Below are 20,446 nucleotides of genomic sequence, written 5' to 3'. Positions count from 1 at the left end.
CAGGTGCGGCGGGGGCAGGCGCTTCGCAGGACAGGCCTGCGGTCGGACGTCAGAGCGGACGAATGTTCTCAGCCTGAGGGCCCTTCTGGCCCTGCGTGGTGTCGAACTCGACCTTCTGGCCCTCAAGCAGCTCACGGAAGCCCTGGGCGTTGATGTTCGAGTAGTGGGCGAACACGTCAGCGCCGCCACCGTCCTGCTCGATGAAGCCAAAGCCCTTTTCCGCGTTGAACCACTTCACGGTGCCAGTAGCCATATATGTGTCTCCTTGATGGGGCCTGTACCGAAACCCGCATGCCGCGCGTTTCGCGCCGCCGTGATGATGACCAGCCCGGAACCTGCCCGGGAAAACAAAAATGCGCCTGTCGCTAAAAGCCAGCAGGCGCACACATAAGTTCATGGGAACCACAACTGCAACAGGACTGACTGTAGCAGGGAAACGGGAGCGGCGGGCCGGGCTCGCCGGAGCAGTGGGGCGCGACCGCGAGCCGGGGCGACCGGGACCCTACGAAAAGCAGGGCTGAACCGGTGGGCCCCGGCCGCGCTCGGCCGGCTGCTACAGGCCGGTCAGCTTGGCGTACGGGCGGGCGACGCGTCTGCGGAGCACGCCGAAGTCGACCACGACCGCGACACCGTCCTCGACCGCGGTGACCCGGCCGAGGCCGTAGACGTCGTGGGTGACTCGGCTGCCCACCGCGAAGCACTCGTCCGGGGGCACAGCCGCGGGCTTGAAGGGACTGGTCGGCAGGTGACGCTTGGCCGTGCGCATATTTGTCATCACCGCCAGTATGCCCGCAGTATCCGCACCCGCGCAGTCCCGCGTCGACGACGTCCGCGCGGGACCGCGACCGCGGGGGTCCCGCCGGGGGCGGACGACGCCCCGGCGAGGGGTTACGTCGCCGCCCGCTGGTGCTTCCCGCACGCCGCCGACTTCACCCGCGCCTTCCGTGCCGCGTACGGCATCACGCCCACCGGGCACCGCCGACCGAGCAGCCGCGCGCTGCCGTGAGCCCCGCGCCGCGCCGCGCGAGCCGGGACCGGGGAACATTTGTCCAATACGGCGGCGGGTTCCAGCGGCGACAGTGGGCGCATGACTGATTCCGAAGACGGACCGCACGTGCACGGCGAAGCCGAGACCACCGGGAGCGAGACCACCGGGAGTACGACCCTGTCACTGGAGGACGGCGACATCCACGTGTGCCAGGACGGCCCTCGCGACGCCCCCGCTCTCCTGCTCATCCACGGGTCCGCGTCCTCGACCCGCACCTGGGACCCGATGGTTCCGCTGCTCACCGGATCCCACCGGGTCATCCGGATCGACCTCCTCGGGCACGGCCGGTCGGCCAAGCCGACCGACCGCAGCTACGCGATCCCCGACCAGGCACGCCGGGTCGGCCTGGCGCTGGGCCGACTCGGCGTCGAGCACGCCGTGGTCGTCGGTCACTCCAGCGGCGGCGTGGTCGCCGTCGCCCTCGCCGAACAGCGGCCCGACCTGGTGACCGCGCTCGCGCTGATCAACACCGGACCCAGCCTGGACGCCTTCATCGCACCGCCGTCCCCGGCCGCCGGACTCTCGCAGTGGCCGCCGACCGACGAGCAGATCCGCGGGTTCGCGAGCACCGCCTTCAGCCGCGTGGGCTACCAGATCCCGCCGGAGCTCCTGGACGAGGTGCGCCGGATGACCCTGCACACGCTCGTCAGCACGATGCAGGCCGCCCGCGACCACCTGGAGCGGCGGGCGCTCCCGGACCGGCTGGCGCCCCTCGGCAAGCCGCTCCTGGTGCTCTTCGGCGAGGACGACCGCAGGTGGCGCTCCTCGTCCGCCGCCGACTACCGCGCCGTTCCGGGCGCGAGGGTCGAGCTGCTGCCCGGTCTCGGGCACACGCCGATACGCGAGGACCCCCCGCGGACCGCCGCCCCGCTGCTGGCCTTCACCACGGTCCACGCCGTCCGGGCGGACTGACACGCCGTGATTCTGATCTCTCGATCGGGGCCCGGCCGCCCGCGGGCGGACCCCTCGGGTCCGCGCCGGGTGCTCAGCGGCGGGCGAGCTGCCGCTCACCGGCCGCACCGGGCTGGTAGCTCAGGTCGTAGTGCCGGAACACCGCCTCCTCGTCCTCGGCGGGCAGCACGTCGTCTGTGCCGATCGCGGGGCAGTCCTTCACCAGCGCCTTGTCGTAGGCGACCTTGACGTAGCCGGGCCCCACGACCGCACCGTCCAGGGGGACGAAGACCAGGCGGTGCCGGGTGGGCAGGCCGACCTGGACGGTGACCATGGCCGGCTCGTCGCTGGTGGTGTCCACGTACACCGCCTCCAGCGAGCCGATCCGGTGACCGCCGGGGTCGACGACGTCGTGGGTGCGCCACTCGCGGATATCCGCTGACTCGATCATTCCGATTCCTTTCACGCGGCCCCGCCACTCCGCGGCAGCCGTGGGCGGTGTCCTGGCCAGCGTTCCCTGCCCGCCGGTACCCGTACCGCCGCCCGCCGCTGTTCCATTCCAATGCCAGGCGGTCCGGACCAGGCGGCGGGTCAGGGGTTGGCGACCCGCTCCAGCCAGTCGCCGAACAGCGCGCTCTCGTGCGGGGTGAACGTCGCGAGGTCGGGTAGCGCGGCCCGCAGGGTGACGGCCGCGGCGATCGGGCCGGGGGGTGTGCCGGTGGGCGCGTCGGTCAGGATGGTCGCGGACACCGCCTCCCAGGCCAGGTCGGCCAGGGATTCGTCGCGTCCGTCGTCGGGCTGGTCGATGAGGGCGAACACGACGCCCGTACCTGCCGCGTGGATGAGCTCGACGGCCCGGTGCTCGGCCACCCGCAGGCGTCCGGCGCTGGCGACGCGCAGCACCCGCTGCCGCAGCACCCGTAGGCCGGACTCGGCGGCGGACCGCTGGTCGGGCGTTCGAGTCGCCGTGTGCATGAGCCGGAACAGGGCCGGGTTGGCGAGGCCGAAGCCGACGTGCAGATCCCACCCGGCGCGCAGCCCCGCCACCGGGTCGTCATCGGCGTCGACGGGGCGCTTCCGCGCCACGTAGCTCGTGAAGCCGTGCACGGCCACCGCGTCCAGCAGTCCGTTCTTGTCGCCGAAGAGGCGGTAGATCGTGGGCGCCTGGACCCCGGCGGCGAGCGCGACCGAGCGTGTGGTCACCGCTTCCGGCCCCTCGGTGGCGAGGAGGTGGGCGGCGACTTCGACCAGCCGTGAACGCACGGTGTCGCGTGAGGACTGCGGAGCGGGATCATTCACGTTTCCAACGATATCGCATGCTTGGTATCGTCGATGTTACGGTGGTAACGCATAGGGCGAATCATCGATAACACCTGGAGTCGAACATGCTGGTCATCACCGGAGCCACCGGCGCACTCAACGGCGCCACCGTCGATCACCTCCTTGAGCGCGTCCCCGCCGAGGACATCGCCGTCGCCGTTCGCGACGTCAGCAGGGCCCAGCGGTTCGCGGAGCGCGGCGTGGCGGTGCGCCACGGCGACTACGCCGACCCGGCCTCGCTGCCGGGCGCCTTCGAGGGCGCGGACCAGTTGCTGCTGGTCTCCTCGAACGACCCGGCCGCCGACGCCGTGGCCCTGCACCGCACCGCGATCGACGCCGCCGTCACCGCCGGGGTCGGCCGGATCCTCTACACCAGCCACCAGGGCGCCGGACTCGACAGCCCCTTCCGCCCCGCACGTCACCACGCCGCCACCGAGCAGCTGCTGGCCGACTCCGGTGTCGCCTGGACGTCACTGCGCAACGGCTTCTACGCGCACAGCCTCAACTGGCTGATGGGACCGTGGCGCGAGACGGGCGTCATCGCGGTGCCGGCCGCCGGTCCGGTGTCGTGGACCGCCCGTGAGGACGCCGCCGAAGCCGCCGCCGTCATCCTCGCCTCCAACGGCGCCTACGACGGCCCGACGACGCTCACCGCGGGCGCCGCGCCGACGTTCGACGACCTCGCCGTCATCGCCTCGCAGCTCACCGGCCGCACCATCACGTGCGTGGCCGTGGACGAGGAGGAGTGGATCGCGGCCCAGATCGCCCGAGGCGCGCGGGAGCAGATGGCGCGCTTCCTGCTCGGCTTCTACCAGGCGGCGGAGCAGGGCCGTTTCGCCGGGGTCGACCCGCTCCTGGGCAAGCTCCTGGGCCGTGAACCGCGCACAGCGCGCGACCTGCTCGCCCAGCCCGCCACCCACTGAGCGACTACCCGGGCCCCCGGTCCGCCCGGACGACCGACCCTGAGCGGGTCGCGTCCGAGCGCCGAGAGGCCGTCAGAGCGGGGGAAGCAGCTCCGACGGAGCCGGCTCCCGCCCCTCGGTCAACCAGAAGATGTAGCCGCGCAGGTACTGCGGGAGACGGCCGTCCAGGCTCTGTGAGAACTCGCGCAGAGCGGGCAGTGTCGCCTGGTCGTGCGGGAAGCGGCTCTCGGAGCATCGCGAGATCTCATCTGCGATCCAGGTGCGCAGCCGTGAGCGGTCCGCCCACCAGCTCCGGACGGAGTCAGGGGTCCAGCGCTCGTCCCCGTCCCAGGCGTAACCCCCCATGGGCTCGCCCCAGGCGGCTTCGAGCAGGGTCCTGACGTCATCCGGGGAACGGGGATGCCGGTAGACGAATTCCATTCCGTCCTCACCGCAGAGGATCATCCGAGGCGCGTGGACGGGGCCGTTCATTCCGGTGTCCGTCTCCCCGGTATAGAAAGGACCGGGAACGTTGAGCCAGTTCTTCTCGGCCCATTTGGCATCCGTGTCCACGGAGAGGTCACCTGAACTGCCCCAGTCGGCGACGATGCTCCGTGCCGTCGCGAGCGGGCTCCAGTAGGGAACGTGCACCGGATTCTGACCGTTCATGCGAGTGTTTTCACCTTCAGGCTGAGATTCGTTGAACTGGCGGCACAAGGGGCGCCTGCCACCACACGGAGAGTATGGATGGCAGGCGCCCACTCGACGTCACAGACGGACGTCAGCCCTACCAGTTGGAGAGGTAGTAATCAAGAAGGGCTACCCGCTGGATCGCACTGGGGTTCACGTTGACGCCACGCTCGATGGATGCGTCGTTCACCGCGTTGAAGTAGGTCCGGAACGTGGTGATGTCCGAATAGCTGAAGGCGGACCGGACTTTCGCCAGATTCTCCGGGTTGGCCAGGGCCGCACTACCGTCCTGGTTGTCCCAGACCTGCGGATCACCGCCCCTTCCCAGCTGGCCGAGTGTGGTGTCGTGGTCACTCGCCACCTTGATGGCTGCTTCACGTTCCTGCTGCGTCAACTGACTGACCGTCGGGCGCTTGCCGTCCGACCCGGACGACTCGTTCATCAGGGTGTTGAGGTCGTTGCCGAACCCGACAGCGGACTTGACCATGAGGCCTGCGCTGGGGGTGGCGATGGCGAGTCCTCCGGCGAGGGAGGGGGCGCCCGCTAGGCAGAGGACGCCTACCGCGCATTCGCCGACGCCGGTGGCTGCCAGCGCGCCGCCTCCCAGGGTGCCGCCGCCTCCGGCGAGCATGCCGAGTGCGTTTCCAGCCGCGTCGCCCAGGGTGCTGGAGTCGTCCGCCACGGTGGATTCGAGGTTGTGCAGGGCGGCGTTGTTCTTGTCGATCTGGGCCTGGGACTGGCAGGTGGTGAATTTACCGCCGCCGGAGCAGTGGGTTTTGGCGTTGTAGGCCGTCCACTGGTTCATCTCCCGCTGCCACTGGTCGTAGGCTGGGAGGTAGTAGTTGTAGTAGTAGTTGTCCTCGGCGATCTGCTGGCGGATCGCCTCCCTTTGGGCGGCCGATTCAGCGGCTGCTTGCCGGGCGTAGTAGGCCTCGACCGCGGCTGCCGATCCGACTACGCCCCCGGCCATGATCATGACCATGGTCCCGGTGGGGTCGGCTTGGTTGATGGGGTCGTTTTCGGCGTAGCTGTAGCCGTTGAGTTGTTGGAGGCTAGTGGCTTCGAAGAGGGGGTCGAGGCTGATGAATCGGGCGGTGGTGGGGTCGTATTGGCGGGCGCCGATGATGGTGAGGCCGGTGTTGGTGTCGGTGGGGGCGTTGAGGAAGCCGCGGTTGTCGGTCCAGGTGACGGTGGTGCCTCGGTTGGCGCCGTAGGGGGTGAATTGGCGCCAGGTGGGGTTTTGGGCGGTGGAGTCGAGGGCGAGGCCGTTGGTTCCGTGTTGGTCGCTGAATTCGAATTGGTAGTTGTTTCCGGCTGCGGTGCGGGTGGTGGTGCCGCCGCCGGGGAGGGTGTAGTAGCGGGTGCCGGTGACGGTGGTGCCGGTGAGGGTGAGTTGTTCGCCGGGGAGGTAGAGGGTGGTGGTGCCGGGGTCTTTCTCCAGTAGGAGGGTGCCGGTGGCGTCGTAGACGAAGCTGCTGTTGCCGGTGGTGCCGCCGTTGATGTTGGTGAGTTGTCCGTCGGGGGACCAGACCAGGTTCTGGGTTCCGGTGGTGGGGGTGGTGCGGGTGGTCATGTTGCCGTCGGCGTCGTAGTTGTAGCTGGTCGGGCCGGTGGTGGCGCCGGTGGTGGAGGTCAGCGTGCTGGGTTGGTTGGTGCCGTTGTTGTTGTAGGTGTAGGTGGTGGTGGTGTCGGTGCCGCCGGTGGTGGAGTGGTCGGTCTCGGTTTGGCGGTTGCCCAGGACGTCGAAGGTCCAGCTGGTCCAGTAGGCGCCGGCGGTGATGGTGTCGCCGACGGTGGTGGAGTTGGCGGTGGTGGGGGTGGCGGCGCAGGAGTCGGTGGCGGTCCAGGCCTGGGTCAGGCGGCGCAGGGTGTCGTATTGGTAGCACTGGGTTTCGCTGTTGGTGGTGGAGCCGAGGCGGGTGCTGGTCTGGGAGGTGATGTTCCCGCCGGTGTCGTAGGTGTAGGACTCGTCGTCGATGTCGGTGGGGGTGGCGCTCTCGCGGGTGATCAGTTCGTCGTTGAGGGTGCCGGTGTGGGGGTCGAAGGTGTCGGTCAGGTAGGCCTGGCTGCCGATGGAGCCGATGGTTTCCTGGTTGACTTGGCCGTAGGCGTTGTAGGTGGTGTTCTGGGTGTAGGGGTTGGCTCCGGCCAGGCCGTTGGGGAGGTCCAGGGCGCTGGTGTAGGTGCTGCTGACGGTTTCCAGGGGTAGTCCGCCGGCCGCGGGTGAGCGGGCCGCGTCCAGGAGGCCGGTGTTGGTGGTGTAGGCGTTTTGGAAGGTGTAGCTGCCGGCGAGGGCGCCTTCGGCGGTGGGGATGGTGATGGTCTCGCCGGTGGACTCGCCGAAGGCGTTGAAGCCCAGGGACTGGGTGGTGTAGGCGTTCGTGCCGTTGTAGGCGGTGGCGGTGGTGAGTTGTCCGATGGCGTCGGTTACCCCGGCGACGGCGTTGCTGTTGTCGTAGATCCAGGAGGCGACTTCGGTGCCGGGTTTTTGGGTGGTGGCGGTGGCGGCGTACTGGGCGGTTTTACGGCCGAGGGCGTCGTAGGTGGTGGTGACCGTGTTGCCCAGGGCGTCGGTGCTCTGGGTGAGGTTTCCCGCGGCGTCGTAGGTCATGGTGGAGTTGCCGGCGTCGGGGTCGGACTTGGCGGTGATCTGGCCGAGGAGGTTGTAGGTGTCGGTCCAGGTGGATCCGCCGGTGGTGGTGGTGTTCTGGTTGTCGTGGCTGTCGTAGCCGTAGGTGATGGCCTGGCTGGTGCCGCCGGTCACCGACCAGGTGCCGGTGAAGGTGTCGGCGGGGGTGTTCAGGGTCGGGGTGCTGGTGTAGGAGTCGAGTTCGGTGGTGCGTCCGAGCGGGTCGGTGGCGGTGGAGGTGATGGTGCCGCCGCCGGTGGGGATGACGCCGCTGGCGGGGATGGGGGCGGTGGTGGGGATGACGGTGGTGCGGTCGCCGTTGTAGACGGTGGTGGTGGTGGAGACCACCGTGTTGTCCTTGTCCGAGGAGTCGACCACCACCCGGCCCAGGCCGTCGTAGGTGTAGTAGTCCTGGTTGGGGACCTCGTCCTTGAGGTTCGCCGCCGAGACCAGGGTGGTGTTGGGGCCGGTGGCCGAGTCCCACCAGCCGTTGTAGACCGCGGACTTCCAGCCGCGGGTGTCGTAGAAGGTGTCGCTGACCATCCGGCCGCCCTGCGGGGTGGAGGTCTGGGTCTGCCGGATCCGCAGCAGCGCGTCGTAGAGGGCGGTCGAGACCACGTACCCGGCCTCGTCGTTCATTGTCTCGGTGGTGACCGCGGTGACCGCGGTGTTGGACAGCTGGTAGCTGTAGAGCGCGTTCGCGGGACTGCTCGTGGGCCGTGAGTTGCTCCACACCGAGGTGGCGCGGCCCAGTGTGTCGTACTGGGTGGTGGTCACGATCCCGTTGGGATCGGTGGACGTCAGGGTCAGGCTGCGGGCCGGGTCGATGGTGACCGAGGTGCTCTGCCCCAGCGCGTTGGTGGTCTTGGTCCCGGTGACCAGGCCGACCGCGTCGGTGGTGTAGGCGGTGTGGGTGTCCGAGCCGACCGGATCGTAGGCGTCGGTGCCGCGCCCGGCCGTATCGAAGACCTGCGCGGAGGTGGTGGTCCAGCTGAACGCGCCACCGCTGTAGCCGTTCGCCTTCTGCACGATCGAGACCTCGCCCTTGGTCGGGGCGGTGGCCTGCGGGAACGCCAGGGCGGGCCAGTTGGCGGGCTTGGCCGCGTCGGCCGGGTCGTCGTAGAAGCTGCGGGTCGCCGAGACGACCTGCCCCGGACGCGACACCGTGGTCGGGGCGGTCAGGGTGTTGACCGAACCCGGGACACTGCTGACGCCGCCTTGGGTGAAGCCGCCGCAGGCCACCGCGTCGCTCTCGGCACCCGACACCAGGCCCACCAGGTTCTCACCGGTGTTGACGGGCGCGTAGCTGGTGGTGGTGCACCGGTCGTAGGCACTCTGGGCCGGAACGGTATGGGTGTAACTGGCCGTCTGCAGGCCGAAGTCCGCGTCGCTGGGGGACGCGTCGTAGCTGCTGTCGGTCTCGTTGACGCGCCAACTGGTGGCGCCGCCGTCGGTCAACGCGGTCCGGCTCCAGGACTCGACCGGCTCCACCAGGTTCGCCGTCAACGCCGGCAAGCCGGCCCGGCTACGGCTGGCGGTAGCCGCCGAGACCCAGTACGAGGTGATCGTCGACTGGTCCACCGGACCACCCTCACCCAGGTAACTCGTCGACTCCAAGGCCTGCCCCGCCAACTGGTCCAGGTCGGGGTGGGTACCGCCTTGGGAGTCGGTGAGGTTGACGGTGGTGCTGTCGTTGTCGTCCGACATGCCCTGGTAGTAGTGCGCCTCGGACTCGGTGCGCGGGTCGTTGACCCCGTCACCGGTGAACGTCTTGACATCCGCGTAGCCGCGCCACTGCCCGTAGGTGCGGTACTTGGCCTGCACGACCTCGTTGTCGTCGTAGTGCCAGGCCGGGCTCGCGTACTGGTAGGAGGTGGCCTTGACCGGCGCGCCGCCGGTCGGGTCGGACTGGGTGACCTCCTGCACCGCGTACTTGTTGAACCAGTCCAGGAACGGTGCGCTGTAGCCCTGCGGGGTCCAGTACACCGGGTAGCACGAGGAGGTGTCCGTGGCCGGGCTGATGGTCACCGGTGCGGTGCACGCGCTGGTCAGCGTGTAGTCCACGCCGATCACCGAACCCGACTCGGTGGTCACCGAGTTGATCCGGAACCGGTACAGCGGCGGCAGGCCGTCGGTGACCGTGTCCACCCGGTTCGGCAGGTCCACCGCGCCGAACGAGACCGAGGGCACGGTGATCGCCGTCCCCGAACCGGTGGCCCGCGAGTCGGAGCCCCGGTGCGAGATCGAGGCCAGCCACAAGGTCGCACCGCCGTCGCCGTCGGTCGGCATGGTGTGGGTCAGCGTGTAGGTGTCCACCGTGTTGTACGCCGACGTCGCGGTGTCCCACTGCTCGGTGGTGATCGACGCCAGGCGCACCGTGGAGTAGAACGAGGGCGAGTGCGCCGAGCACGTCGCCCCCGAGGCGCAGGCCACATCGAAGGGCACGTCGGGCCAGTTCGCCTTGGTGGTGGAGTTCAACGGGTCGCAGGCACTGGCGCCGCCCATGCACCGGTCCCCGGTCGCGAACACCACCTTGTCGGCGACGGTGCCGAAGGCGTTGCCGTCAGTGAAGCCGTAGTCCACGTGGTCCAGGTGCGAGTCACGCACATAGGACGTGTTCTTGGCGCCGTTGTCCTGCCCGTAGAAGTTGCTGCTCTGGTCGTAGTAGTACGCCATGGCGTTGCCATGGACGTCCTTGACGTAGTCCAGGTTGTAGCGGTAACCCATCGTGCACACCGAGGAGGTGAAACCCGCCGAGCTGTAGCACGGATCACCCGAGTGCGCCGAGTACACCGGCTCGGTATCGACCGAGTCCGTCACGGGCTTACCCGAGGTCCAACCCGGCAGATGGTTCAACCCGAACGAGTAGACCGTGCCCTCACGATCGGTGACCGTGTAGTAGTCACTGTCATACGTACCATCACCGTTACCCGCACCCGTGACATGCGCCACCACATTGCCGTCGTCATCCGCCGTCTTCCACACCTTCGCACCGGCATCCCACACCAACGCGGTACTGGAACCGTTCAACGACAACGTCAACACCGGCCCCGCATAACACTCGTCACCCGTCGACGTCGGCGACGCACTCCCCTCAGGACTGTCCGAACAAGACGTGAACGTCTCCTCGATGAACGACTGCGGCAACGTCCAACCCTCACCCGTCCAATCAGCCTGCGCCTGCGACGCCGACGTCTGACCGTCCACCTCACCCGAGTCATAACTCAACGACAACTTCGGAGACAACGACGAACCAGCCGGAGGAACAGTCACCGCATAGCTGTACTGGAACCCACCGGTCGAACCCCCCGCCGACCACGAATCCGACGCCTTCAAACTCGTCGTCCCATACGTCCCAGCAGGACCACCACCATCACCCGCACTCGCCCCCGACACCGCAGCCAACACCACAACCGGAGCCGCCAACACCGTGGAGGCAGCAGCAGTCCGCGTGGCGCCGGGCAGGGTGACAGTCGCGGTCAACGACTCCTGCGTGGCGTGGTTGACCGAACCCAACGGCGTCCGCGTACGACACACCGCCAACTGCGGAGTCGTCAACGCACACGCGGGAAGCTCCACCAACTGCAACCGACCACCGAAACCACCCCCATACGCCTGCGCGAACGACGAATAATCCAACGCGACCCGCGCCCGACCACCCCCAGCCGCACCACCGGTGGCACCAGCACCGGAGTCCAACGAGAACAGGACACCATTGACCCCCGCCCTCGCCGCCACCCCACTACCGGCCACCGTCACCCTGACCGAACCCGGCCCCCGATACACACCACCCCGAGGCACCACCGCAGTCAAACGCACCAGACCATCCCCACCACCAGCACCAGCACTGGCAGCAGCAGCGGTGGCAGCGGTGGTGGTGGCGGTGGTGGTCAGCCGCACCGTCGAACTGCCCGCCGACGGCACGTGCGTGGCCGTCGCCCGGTACCCCGGCGCCGAAACCACAGCCCTCACCGGACGCGGCGCAACCGCCACCACACCCTTCACCGACGCCGTCGCCGCCACCGCCGGCGCACCCACCCGCCGCACAGCCGCCCGCACCGGCGCGGCCGCCCCGAGCGTGGCCACCATCACCCCGACCACAGCAGCGGCCACCCACCCCGTCCCGGACACACCGCGACCACGCCACCCACCCGACCGGCCCACAACCGACGCTCTCTCATAATCCGACACGCCCACCTCCCCCGTGGCCGCTGCCGCGCGCGGCCCGAACCGCAACCGACCTTCCCCACCCCGAACCATCATGTAACTCCTCGTCAGCAGGCCCGCCAGCAAGCCCGTCCAGCACGGAACCGACCCTGAACAGCCGGTGAAGCCAGGTGAGATTCCCATACCGAACAGACCCGGAAGGCAAGAGCACGGTAAAGATCCCTTCAGCGGAACGGACATTGCCTGTCATGCGAGGGCGAAGCCAGTTGTGATAGCCATCACAATGATCATTGTGGTCGCTGCGGAGGTCGTACACCCGTTGTGACCTGCTGTCCGAACTCGGCTTCCGGTAGGGCGGCCGGGGCCGTGCGGGGTGGTCGGCAGCCCGTCAACCGTGGCGTTGGCCGACGGCGGCGCCGGAGGCGACCCGGCGGCCCGACCGCGGCACGATCAGCGGGGTGCCGGTCTCCGGGTCCTCGATGATCCGGCAGGCGAGCCCGAACACCTCCTGGACCAGTTCCTCGGTGACGATCGCGGCCGGGGCCCCCTCGGCGACCACCGCGCCGCCGAGCATGGCGATCAGGTGGTCGGCGTATCGGCAGGCCTGGTTGAGGTCGTGCAGGACGGCGACCAGGGTGCGGCCGTCGGCGTGCAGCCGCGCGCACAGGTCGAGCACCTCGACCTGGTGCGCGATGTCCAGGAAGGTCGTCGGCTCGTCCAGCAGCAGGATGCCGGTCTGCTGGGCGAGGGCCATCGCCAGCCAGACCCGTTGGCGTTGACCGCCGGACAGCTCGTCCAGGTAGCTGTCGGCGAGCTCGCCGACGCCGGTGGCGGCCATGGCGCCGTGCACGGCCTCCTCGTCGGCGGCGGACCACTGCCGCAGCAGCCCCTGGTGCGGGAAGCGGCCCCGGCCGACCAGGTCGGCGACGGTGATCCCGGCCGGGGCGACCGGCCCCTGTGGCAGCAGCCCGAGGCGGCGGGCCACCTCCTTGGGCGGCATCGAGCGGATCGCCTGCCCGTCCAGCAGCACGCTGCCCCGCGTGGGCCGGAGCACCCGGGCCAGGGCCCGGAGCAGCGTGGACTTGCCGCAGCCGTTGGCACCGACGATGACGGTGAAGGACCCGTCCGGGATCCGGACGTCGAGCCCGTCGATGATGGTGGTGCGGTCGTACCCGAGAGTCAGATCCTCCGCGCACAGCCTGCTCATCCGCGTCCCTTTCGCCGTTCCTGGCTGAGCAGCCAGGCCAAGTAGAGTCCGCCCACGGCGGCTGTGACCACGCCCACCGGAAGTTCGCCGTTGAGGAGCCGCTGCGCCGCCAGATCGCTCGCGGACAGCAGCGCGGCGCCGGTCAGCGCCGCGGGGAGGGGCCCCGGTTCGGACAGCCCGGTCAGCCGCCGGGCGATCTGCGGCGCGGCCAGGGCCACGAAGCCGATCGGCCCGGCCGCGGCGGTGGCCGCGGCGGACAGGCCGACACCGACCAGGACCGCGCTCACCTGTACCGCCCCGACCCGCAGGCCGAGCCCCCGGCTCAGCTCCTCGCCCAGTTCCAGGGTGCGCAGCCCCCGGGAGACCCGGACCGCGGCGGGGAGCAGCACGAGCAGCGCCAGCGACAGCGGCCGCACGTACTCCCAGCCGCGCCCGTTGACGCTGCCGATCATCCACACCGCCGCCGTCTGCGCGTCGTTGATACCGGCTCGGGTGATCAGGTAGGAGTTGGCCGAGGAGAGCAGGGCCGCGACGCCGAGGCCGACCAGGATCAGTCGGTAGCCCTGTGAGCCGCGCCGCAACGCCAGCAGGTACACCGCCAGGGCGGTGGCCAGGCCGCCGACGACCGCACCGGCGGCGGTCTGCCAGGCGGTCCCGTGCAGCAGCAGGATCACCACCAGCGCGCCGGTGGCCGCGCCGGTGTCGAAACCGACGATGTCCGGGCTGCCCAGCGGGTTGCGGGAGAGGCTCTGGAAGAGCGCGCCGCTGGTCCCCAGTGCCGCGCCGACCAGGAGCGCGGTCAGCAGCCGGGGTAGCCGCAGGCCCTCGATGACGAACCGGTCGGCGGCGCTGCCGCCCCGGCCGGTGAGCACCCGCAGCACCTCGGTCAGCGGGACGGGGAAGTCGCCGGTGCTGAGCGTGACCGCGCAGACCGCGAGCAGCAGCAGCGCGAGCACCGCGCAGACCAGCAGGCCGCGCAGGTCGAGCCGGAGCGAGACCGGTCCGCCGCCGACCAGCAGCCGTCGGCGCGGGCGCCGCCCGGTGGTCCGGGGCCGTGCCCCGGCCGAGGCGCTCACAGCTGAACCAGCTTGCGGCGCCGGGCCAGCAGCACGAAGAAGGGTGCGCCGACGAAGGCGGTCACGATCCCCGCCTCGATCTCGCCGGGCGGCGCGATCACCCGGCCCACCACGTCGGCCAGCAGCAGCATGACCGGGGCCAGCACCATCGAGTACGGCAGGACCCAGCGCAGGTCCGGGCCGGTGAACCAGCGGGCCAGGTGCGGCACCGCCAGGCCGACGAAGCCGATCGGCCCGGCGGCGGCGGTGGCCGCGCCGCAGAGCAGGGTGATCGCGAGGATGGTCAGCACATGGGTGCGGCCGCGGCGCGCGCCCAGGGCGCGTCCGGCGTCGTCGCCGAGCGCGAGCGCGTTCAGCGGCCGGGCCAGCGCCAGCGCCAGCACCGCGCCCGCCAGCATGAAGCCGCCGGTCTGCCAGAGCACCTGGATCGGGCGTCCGGCGAGGGCGCCGACCGACCAGAAGCGGTAGTCGTCGAAGGCCTCCGGGTCGCTCAGCACCATCGCCGAGACCAGTGCGCCGAGCACGGCGCTGACGGTGGCCCCGGCCAGGGCCATCCGGACGGGGGTGGCCGCGGCCCGTCCGCGCGAGCCGAGCAGGTACACCAGTACCGCGGCGACGGCCGCTCCGGCGAGGGCGAACCAGACGTCCACCGCGGACGAGCCGAGCCCGAGCACGGAGATGGCGGCGACCACGGCGGCGGAGGCCCCGGCGTTCACGCCGAGCAGGCCCGGATCGGCCAGCGGGTTGCGGGTGAGGGACTGCATCAGCGTGCCGGCGAGTCCCAGCGACGCACCGACGGCCAGGCCGAGCGCGGTGCGCGGGACGCGCAGGTCACGGATGACGACGCCGTCGTCGGACCCGTCGTAGTGGAGGAGTTCGTGGATCACGGTGCCCGGCGGTATGGAGCGGGAGCCGACCGCGATGCTGAGCAGGACCGCCAGTCCCAGCAGCAGCAGGGCGGCGAGCAGCCCGGCGGCGCGCACCGGGACGCGGCTGCGGCCGGTCGCGGCCGGTCGGGCGGCGCCGGGTGGCGCCTGGGTCGCGGTGGTCGCGGCCACCGTGCTTCCGCCGGGTGGACCGGCCTGGTGCGCCACCGGCTCAGACCTTGAGTGCCGCGGTCGACTGCGGCACCACCTTGTCGATGGCGTACGGCAGGCTCAGCACGGTCGAGGCGGACAGCGCCATGGTGACGTCGAGGTCGTCCAGGAAGAGGAAGCGGCCCTGCTTGACCGCGTCGAGCCGTTGCAGCACCTGGTCCTTGTCGAAGACCTTGCGGCTGCCGGAGTCCTGGTCGCCCAGCACCACCAGCAGGTCGGCCTCCAGCAGGTCGGCCTGCTCCTGGCTGATCTGGGCGTAGAACTGGTTGCCGGCCGCCTTGTCCACCGCAGCGGGGGTCCGGCAGCCGAGGCTGCCGTAGAACCGGCCCCGGGTGTCCTCGCTGGAGTAGACGTAGTAGCTGCCCGCGCCGCTGTAGCCCATGACGTTGACGGTCTTTCCGGCGAGGCCGGGGTGCGCGCGGCGGGCGGCGGCGAACCTCGCGTTGACGCCGTCGATCAGTGACTGCATCTCGGCCTTGCGGCCAAGTGCCTCACCGACCATCAGCGAGCCGACGTCCCAGGGGGTTCCGTAGTCGACGTATCCCTTGGCCTGGGCGATGGTGGGCGCGATCTGGGAGAGCTTGGTGTAGTCGCCCTGGGTCAGTCCGCTGCCGATCTCCAGCACCAGGTCGGGGGCGAGCGCCGCGATCTTCTCGAAGGGCACGCCGGTGTCCGCCCAGATCTTCGGCTGCTGCCCCTGGAGCCTGCTCACCGCCCACGGGCCGACGCCCTGCTTCCACTGCGGGATCCACTGGCGCAGCCCGAGCGGGACCACGCCGAGGGCGAGCGCCGCGTCGTGGTCGGTGTAGCCGTCGCTGACGATCCGGACCGGGGCCTTGCGGACGACCGTGGTGCCGTACTTGTGCGGCACCGGGACCGGGAAGCCGGACGCGGCCCCCGCCTGGGTGGAACTGCCGCCGCCGGCGGCCGACTTGGCGCCGCTGCCGGACCCGCCGGATCCGCTGGAGCAGGCCGCGAGGCCGAGGGAGGCGACGAGTCCGGCGCCGCCGAACAGGACGGAACGGCGGCTGGCGTGGGGCGGCATGGGCAACTCCGGGGGAGGACGCAACGGGGGTGATCCGGGATCGCGGCCGGACGGCCCCTGATCCGAAACTTAGGTTAGCCTAACCTAATTATAAGTCACCTCGTCTACCCATGGGGGCCCGATGACCTCGCCTTTCCGCCTGTTCGACACCGAAGTCCTGCGCACCCGACGGCTCACCCCAGGGATGCTGCGGCTGACTCTGGGCGGATCGGACCTGGCCGGTTTCGTCAACGGCGGTCTCGACCAGCGGATCAAGTTCCTGCTCCCGTGCCCGGGGCGGACGGCGGCGGTCCTGCCCGACCGCACCCCCGACGGCTGGTACCAGGCCTGGCGTCAACTGCCGGACGAGCAGCGCCCGGTGCTGCGCACCTACACCGTGCGGGCGCAGCGGCCGGAGGCCCGCGAGATCGACGTGGACGTGGCCCTGCACCGGCCCGGTATCGCCTCGGCCTGGGTCGCCGAGGCCCGCCCCGGCGACCGGCTCGGTGTCTTCGGCCCGGCCCGGCCGGGCGCGGGCGGGGTCGAGTTCGCGCTGCCGCCGCGAGCCGAGTGGGTCCTGCTCTGGGGCGACCAGACCGCGCTGCCCGCCATCGCCTGTGTCCTGGCCGAACTGCCGGAGGACTTCCCGGTCCGGGCCGTGGTCACGGTGCCGGACCCGGCCGAGCGGCAGCACCTCGCCACCCGGGCGCGGTTGCGGCTGACCTGGCGACACGGCGGCGAGGGGGCGGAGTTGCTGCCGCGGGGCTGGGCGGAAGGGCTGGAGCCGGGCGCCGGGTACGCCTGGATCGCGGGGGAGGCCGCCGAGATCCGCGCACTGCGCCGGGAACTGCTGGCCGAACACGGCTTCCAGCGCCCCGACATCACGTTCATGGGCTACTGGCGGCGCGGCCACCAGGGCGGGTGACCCGCGTCTGCGCCCGGCCCCGCACCGCACCGTACCGGGCGAGGTCGAGGACCTGCCCGGTACGTGTGGTGTCGGTCAGCCGGGGGCGGCCCGCTTGATGAGGTCGGCGGTCGCGGCGGGCTGGGAGGCGTGGACGGAGTGGCTGGCGCCGGGGACCTCGACGCCGTCAGCCGTGGATGTACTGGTCGGCCCAGGCGCTGATGATGCGGGCGGCGCGCTGCGCCTGTCCGCGGGCGGTCAGCAGGTGGTCGGCTCCTTCGAGCGAGACGAAGCTCCGCGGGTGCCGTGCCTCGCGGAAGATCTCCCCGGCGTTGGCGATGTCGACGGTGTCGTCGGTGGGTGAGTGCATGACGAGCAGCGGCAGGTTCAACTCCCTTATGCGGTCACGTAGGTGGGCCTGGCGGACGTCGTCGACGAAGGCACGCTTGAGGACCAGGGTCCGCCCTCCGACGAACCACTCGTGCGAGCCCTCGCTGAGGACCCGGTCGACGACCGCGTCGTACTGGTGCTCGACGTGGCTGGGGTCGGAGGGCGCGCCGATCGTGGCGACCGCGCGGACGCCGGTTGCCCCGGCCGCCGCGGCGATGGCGGCGGCGCCGCCCCAGGAGTGCCCCACCAGCAGGTCCGCCGGGGTCCCCCGCTCCGCCATCAGCGCCGCCGCGCGGGCGGTGTCCTGGGCCTTGACGGTGAAGGAGCCGTCGCCCCAGTCGCCGTCGGAGTCCCCGATGCCGAGGTTGTCGTAGCGCAGCATGCCGATTCCCTCACGTGCCAGCTGCTTGCTGACGCGCGAGGCGGCGGGTGAGTTCCTGCCGAGGGTGAATCCGTGGACGAAGATTCCCCAGCCCCGGATCTCCCCTTCCGGCAGGTCGATCGAGCCGGCCAGTTCCGGGCCGACGACGCTCTTGAATCTCACTTCTTCAGCCATGCTGTGCTCGCCTCGCTGTGGGACGGTCCGTGGGGGCAGGGGAGGGCAGCGCCGATCGCCCCCAGCGGCGCGTACCGCTTCCGGGCGTGCCTGGACGTCCCTCCCCGGGGCACGGCGCCACCGCCGTGCCGTGAACGACATTGTGTCGTGTCGGGCGTGGAACCAGGTGGCCGCCGCCGGAGCGGAGCCTGAACGGAAGTGGCCGACCGGCGCGGCCGCGGGGCCCGCGCGGAAACCTGTTGGCGGACCACGGCGACTCCTGCTAGTTTTCTGGAGGCCGTGTGAGAGAACGAGGAGGTGGTACCCGTGAACGCAGTATCGACATGGGTGCTCCCCTCTGTGGCCACGGTCGGGCGATAGGTCGTCCGGGAGCGCCGTTCACGAGCACTCCCGAAAGGCACGACCATGCAGTTCATTTCCGAGCGGCGTCTCGACGACGGCGTCCTCGAACGCGAATTCACCCTCGGCGAGATCCCCGGCACGCTGTGGACGCCCGAATCCACCACGCCGGTCCCGCTGATCCTGATGGCCCACAACAACGGCCTGCCCAAGGGGGAACCCCGGCTGGTGGCCCGGGCCCGGCACTCCGCGGCGCAGGGCTACGCGGTGGCCAGCATCGACGCCGCCGGGTGCGGTGGGCGGCCCCGTTCCGCCGCCGCCGAGCAGGCCCGCGCCGACCTCCGCCGGGCGATGCAGGCCGGCGAGCCGGTCGACGAGATCTTCGAGTCCTTCATCGGCCCGCTGGTCGAGAACGCGGTCCCGGAATGGCGGACCGCCCTGGACGCCCTCCTCGCGCTGCCCGGGATCGACGGCCCGGTCGGGTACTCGGGGTGGACCGCCGTCGGTATTCGGCTGGCGGTGGCCGAGCCGCGCATCGCGGCCGCCGGGTTCTTCGCCGGTGGCTACGTGCCGGTGGCCCAGCGCGAGGAGGCCCGGCAGGTCACCGTCCCGCTGCTGTTCCTGTTGCAGTGGGACGACGAGGGGAACCCCCGGCAGCGGGCCCTGGACCTGTTCGACGCCTTCGGCTCCGAGCAGAAGACGCTGCACGCCAACCTGGGCGGCCATACCGGCACCCCGTGGTTCGAGAAGGAGGACGGGGACCGCTTCTTCGGCCGCCACCTGAAGTGAGGCCCGCCCGCCCGCCCGGCAACCGCCGGTAGGCACCACTCACCAGCCACCCCACCGCCCCGATCGCGCCGGTACCAGCACCCCCGGTACCACCCGATCGGGGCGGCCCCGGTCGGCCGCGCTGCGGGTTCGGGTCATGGCGGCGGGAGGAGGGAGCGGAGGGCGGGGGCGATCCTTTCGGCCAGGACGTGTTCGCCCTCGGGGGTGGGGTGCAGGCCGTCGGCGAGCAGGTCGGCGGCCTCGTCGGTGGGGACCAGCGACAGCCCGTCCAGGATGTGCAGGTGCTTGTCGCCGAGCCGGTCCAGTATCCGCACGGCGGCCGCGGTGTGCTCGCGGACCTGGGCCAGGGTGAGGCCGACCCGGTTGGGGGCGTGCTCGCGGGTGGGCGAGGACAGTGGCGTGATGACGGCGAGCGGCAGGTCCGGGTGGCCCTCGCGGATGGTCTCGATGAAGCCGCACACGGCCGGGATCCAACTGCGGGCGGAGAAGCTCTCACGCAGGTAGACGTTGATCCCCAGCTCCAGCGAGACCAGGTCGGCGGGCAGCGCCCGGATGGTCCGGGCGACCACCGGGTCCAGGTGGGCCTCCCCGGCGAAGCCGAGGTTGTGCAGCCGCCAGCCGTTCCCGGCGGCGACCAGCGCGGTCCAGGTCTCCGAGGGGCCCGAGGCGAACATGCTGTGGGTGATCGAGCTTCCGTAGGTCACCCAGCGTGGTCCGGTGCGGTCGGCGGGTGCCAGGGTGCGGTGCCCGCGGAACCCGACCCCCCGCACCCGGGTGTGGCCCAGGTGCGGCAGCCACACCTCGACATGGCGGGGCGCGGGCCGGACGGGCCGGGTGCCGGGCGGCGCGAGCGGGACCACGAGCTCGCACTCGCCCGCGAGCGTGGCCCGGTGCGCCGGTGCTCCGTCGACCCGGACGTCCAGCGGCGCGCCGCCGGGGGCCGCGTTCAGCCGCAGGAGCAACTCCTCGGCGTCGGTGCGCACCGCGAACCTGACACCGGCGGCCATCGCGGCCAGGTTCGCGAACCCCTCGGATGAGGTGGTGGCCACTCGCCGTCCCGGGAACCGCCGGGGCAGCCAACCGTCCGCGACCCGCTCCAGCTCCAGGGTCCCGTCCCAGGACAGCCCCGGGTCCTGGGGGGCGAGCCAGCGCACCGGTCCCGCGCCCGGCGCCACCGCGGGCCGCCCGTTCACGCGGGCTCGCCAACGACCGCGAGGAAGTCGCGGGTGCTCGTCCCTGAGGCGGGCCCGGAGGCCCGTGCTCGCTGTTCCGTCATCGTCCCACCGTTCCCTGCGGCAGACATGGTCTGCGTCTCGGCTACCGGCACATAAACGTAGCAGTGAAACTATCTTGCTTCCAACTGTATGCTTGCCGATGGAAACGTCAGCTCTCCTTCCGCGCAGGGCAGTTCGTTCTG

Annotated in this window: 17 protein-coding genes; 5 read left to right on the top strand and 12 right to left on the bottom strand. The window is 70.9% G+C overall.

Going from position 1 to position 20,446, the window contains the following annotated elements; translation table 11 throughout:
- Positions 1–49: 49 nt before the first annotated feature.
- Both GXP74_RS28635 and GXP74_RS28630 read right to left on the bottom strand, forming a co-directional pair.
- On the bottom strand, positions 50–253 hold the full coding sequence (locus GXP74_RS28635; protein ID WP_034088811.1) for a cold-shock protein: 204 nt from the start codon (positions 251–253) through the stop codon (positions 50–52).
- Positions 254–553: 300 nt separating this feature from the next.
- A complete protein-coding gene (locus tag GXP74_RS28630) occupies positions 554–775 on the bottom strand; it encodes a hypothetical protein (protein ID WP_182454130.1) in 222 nt (73 codons plus the stop codon).
- Positions 776–1,087: 312 nt separating this feature from the next.
- Here GXP74_RS28630 and GXP74_RS28625 point away from each other — a divergent pair, with 312 nt between their 5' ends.
- Positions 1,088–1,960, top strand: coding sequence for an alpha/beta fold hydrolase (locus tag GXP74_RS28625; protein WP_182454129.1), 873 nt, complete (start codon positions 1,088–1,090; stop codon positions 1,958–1,960).
- Positions 1,961–2,033: 73 nt separating this feature from the next.
- Here GXP74_RS28625 and GXP74_RS28620 read toward each other — a convergent pair whose 3' ends face one another.
- Both GXP74_RS28620 and GXP74_RS28615 read right to left on the bottom strand, forming a co-directional pair.
- Positions 2,034–2,390, bottom strand: coding sequence for a PRC-barrel domain-containing protein (locus GXP74_RS28620; protein WP_182454128.1), 357 nt, complete (start codon positions 2,388–2,390; stop codon positions 2,034–2,036).
- Positions 2,391–2,530: 140 nt separating this feature from the next.
- The gene (locus tag GXP74_RS28615) at positions 2,531–3,238 is read right to left on the bottom strand and encodes a TetR/AcrR family transcriptional regulator (protein ID WP_182454127.1); all 708 of its coding nucleotides are present in this window, start codon (positions 3,236–3,238) and stop codon (positions 2,531–2,533) included.
- An 86-nt stretch (positions 3,239–3,324) separates the two neighbouring features.
- On the opposite strand from GXP74_RS28615, the gene GXP74_RS28610 reads away from it, so the two are divergent.
- Entirely contained in the window at positions 3,325–4,182 is an 858-nt protein-coding gene (locus tag GXP74_RS28610) for an NAD(P)H-binding protein (protein WP_182454126.1), read from the top strand.
- Positions 4,183–4,254: 72 nt separating this feature from the next.
- Here GXP74_RS28610 and GXP74_RS28605 read toward each other — a convergent pair whose 3' ends face one another.
- Positions 4,255–4,878, bottom strand: a complete 624-nt coding sequence (locus GXP74_RS28605) for a ferredoxin (RefSeq protein WP_182454125.1) — start codon at positions 4,876–4,878, stop codon at positions 4,255–4,257.
- A gap of 70 nt (positions 4,879–4,948) precedes the next feature.
- Positions 4,949–10,300 (bottom strand): RHS repeat-associated core domain-containing protein, encoded by a 5,352-nt coding sequence (locus GXP74_RS41940; RefSeq protein ID WP_182454124.1) that lies wholly within the window; start codon positions 10,298–10,300, stop codon positions 4,949–4,951.
- Positions 10,301–11,342: 1,042 nt separating this feature from the next.
- On the opposite strand from GXP74_RS41940, the gene GXP74_RS28595 reads away from it, so the two are divergent.
- Positions 11,343–11,663: a hypothetical protein gene (locus tag GXP74_RS28595; RefSeq protein ID WP_182454123.1), complete on the top strand. Its 321-nt coding sequence runs from the start codon at positions 11,343–11,345 to the stop codon at positions 11,661–11,663.
- Between the two features lie 372 nt (positions 11,664–12,035).
- On the opposite strand, the gene GXP74_RS28590 is transcribed toward GXP74_RS28595, so the two are convergent.
- Genes GXP74_RS28590 through GXP74_RS28575 form a run of 4 tightly spaced genes read right to left on the bottom strand, consistent with a single transcriptional unit; the run spans position 12,036 to position 16,072 of the window.
- On the bottom strand, positions 12,036–12,854 hold the full coding sequence (locus GXP74_RS28590) for an ABC transporter ATP-binding protein (protein WP_182454122.1): 819 nt from the start codon (positions 12,852–12,854) through the stop codon (positions 12,036–12,038).
- A complete protein-coding gene (locus GXP74_RS28585; RefSeq protein ID WP_182454121.1) occupies positions 12,851–13,930 on the bottom strand; it encodes an iron chelate uptake ABC transporter family permease subunit in 1,080 nt (359 codons plus the stop codon). The genes GXP74_RS28590 and GXP74_RS28585 overlap by 4 nt, the downstream gene beginning before the upstream one ends.
- Positions 13,927–14,988, bottom strand: a complete 1,062-nt coding sequence (locus GXP74_RS28580) for an iron ABC transporter permease (RefSeq protein ID WP_182454120.1) — start codon at positions 14,986–14,988, stop codon at positions 13,927–13,929. The genes GXP74_RS28585 and GXP74_RS28580 overlap by 4 nt, the downstream gene beginning before the upstream one ends.
- 40 nt (positions 14,989–15,028) lie before the next feature.
- The gene (locus GXP74_RS28575; protein ID WP_182454119.1) at positions 15,029–16,072 is read right to left on the bottom strand and encodes an ABC transporter substrate-binding protein; all 1,044 of its coding nucleotides are present in this window, start codon (positions 16,070–16,072) and stop codon (positions 15,029–15,031) included.
- Positions 16,073–16,193: 121 nt separating this feature from the next.
- Between GXP74_RS28575 and GXP74_RS28570 the strand changes: the two genes are divergently transcribed.
- Positions 16,194–16,976: a siderophore-interacting protein gene (locus GXP74_RS28570; protein WP_182454118.1), complete on the top strand. Its 783-nt coding sequence runs from the start codon at positions 16,194–16,196 to the stop codon at positions 16,974–16,976.
- 166 nt (positions 16,977–17,142) lie between these two features.
- Here the strand turns inward: GXP74_RS28570 and GXP74_RS28565 are convergent, their stop codons facing one another.
- Entirely contained in the window at positions 17,143–17,901 is a 759-nt protein-coding gene (locus GXP74_RS28565; RefSeq protein ID WP_182454117.1) for a S9 family peptidase, read from the bottom strand.
- A 405-nt stretch (positions 17,902–18,306) separates the two neighbouring features.
- Between GXP74_RS28565 and GXP74_RS28560 the strand changes: the two genes are divergently transcribed.
- Complete coding sequence (locus GXP74_RS28560; protein ID WP_182454116.1) at positions 18,307–19,029, top strand: dienelactone hydrolase family protein; 723 nt, start codon at positions 18,307–18,309, stop codon at positions 19,027–19,029.
- A gap of 134 nt (positions 19,030–19,163) precedes the next feature.
- On the opposite strand, the gene GXP74_RS28555 is transcribed toward GXP74_RS28560, so the two are convergent.
- Complete coding sequence (locus tag GXP74_RS28555; RefSeq protein ID WP_182454115.1) at positions 19,164–20,222, bottom strand: GDSL-type esterase/lipase family protein; 1,059 nt, start codon at positions 20,220–20,222, stop codon at positions 19,164–19,166.
- Positions 20,223–20,446: the final 224 nt, after the last annotated feature.

Origin of the sequence: Streptacidiphilus sp. P02-A3a (assembly GCF_014084105.1) — a bacterium.
Lineage (GTDB): Bacteria > Actinomycetota > Actinomycetes > Streptomycetales > Streptomycetaceae > Streptacidiphilus.
This window is presented reverse-complemented; position numbering and strand designations above follow the sequence as displayed.

What these genes read in the sequence shown, in the direction of transcription:
- GXP74_RS28560 (WP_182454116.1), top strand. Translation starts at nt 18,307, where the DNA reads ATGCAGTTCATTTCCGAGCGGCGTCTCGACGACGGCGTCCTCGAACGC.
- GXP74_RS28625 (WP_182454129.1), top strand. Translation starts at nt 1,088, where the DNA reads ATGACTGATTCCGAAGACGGACCGCACGTGCACGGCGAAGCCGAGACC.
- GXP74_RS28635 (WP_034088811.1), bottom strand. Translation starts at nt 253, where the DNA reads ATGGCTACTGGCACCGTGAAGTGGTTCAACGCGGAAAAGGGCTTTGGC.
- GXP74_RS28630 (WP_182454130.1), bottom strand. Translation starts at nt 775, where the DNA reads ATGACAAATATGCGCACGGCCAAGCGTCACCTGCCGACCAGTCCCTTC.
- GXP74_RS28565 (WP_182454117.1), bottom strand. Translation starts at nt 17,901, where the DNA reads ATGGCTGAAGAAGTGAGATTCAAGAGCGTCGTCGGCCCGGAACTGGCC.
- GXP74_RS28590 (WP_182454122.1), bottom strand. Translation starts at nt 12,854, where the DNA reads ATGAGCAGGCTGTGCGCGGAGGATCTGACTCTCGGGTACGACCGCACC.
- GXP74_RS28610 (WP_182454126.1), top strand. Translation starts at nt 3,325, where the DNA reads ATGCTGGTCATCACCGGAGCCACCGGCGCACTCAACGGCGCCACCGTC.
- GXP74_RS28620 (WP_182454128.1), bottom strand. Translation starts at nt 2,390, where the DNA reads ATGATCGAGTCAGCGGATATCCGCGAGTGGCGCACCCACGACGTCGTC.
- GXP74_RS28570 (WP_182454118.1), top strand. Translation starts at nt 16,194, where the DNA reads ATGACCTCGCCTTTCCGCCTGTTCGACACCGAAGTCCTGCGCACCCGA.
- GXP74_RS28575 (WP_182454119.1), bottom strand. Translation starts at nt 16,072, where the DNA reads ATGCCGCCCCACGCCAGCCGCCGTTCCGTCCTGTTCGGCGGCGCCGGA.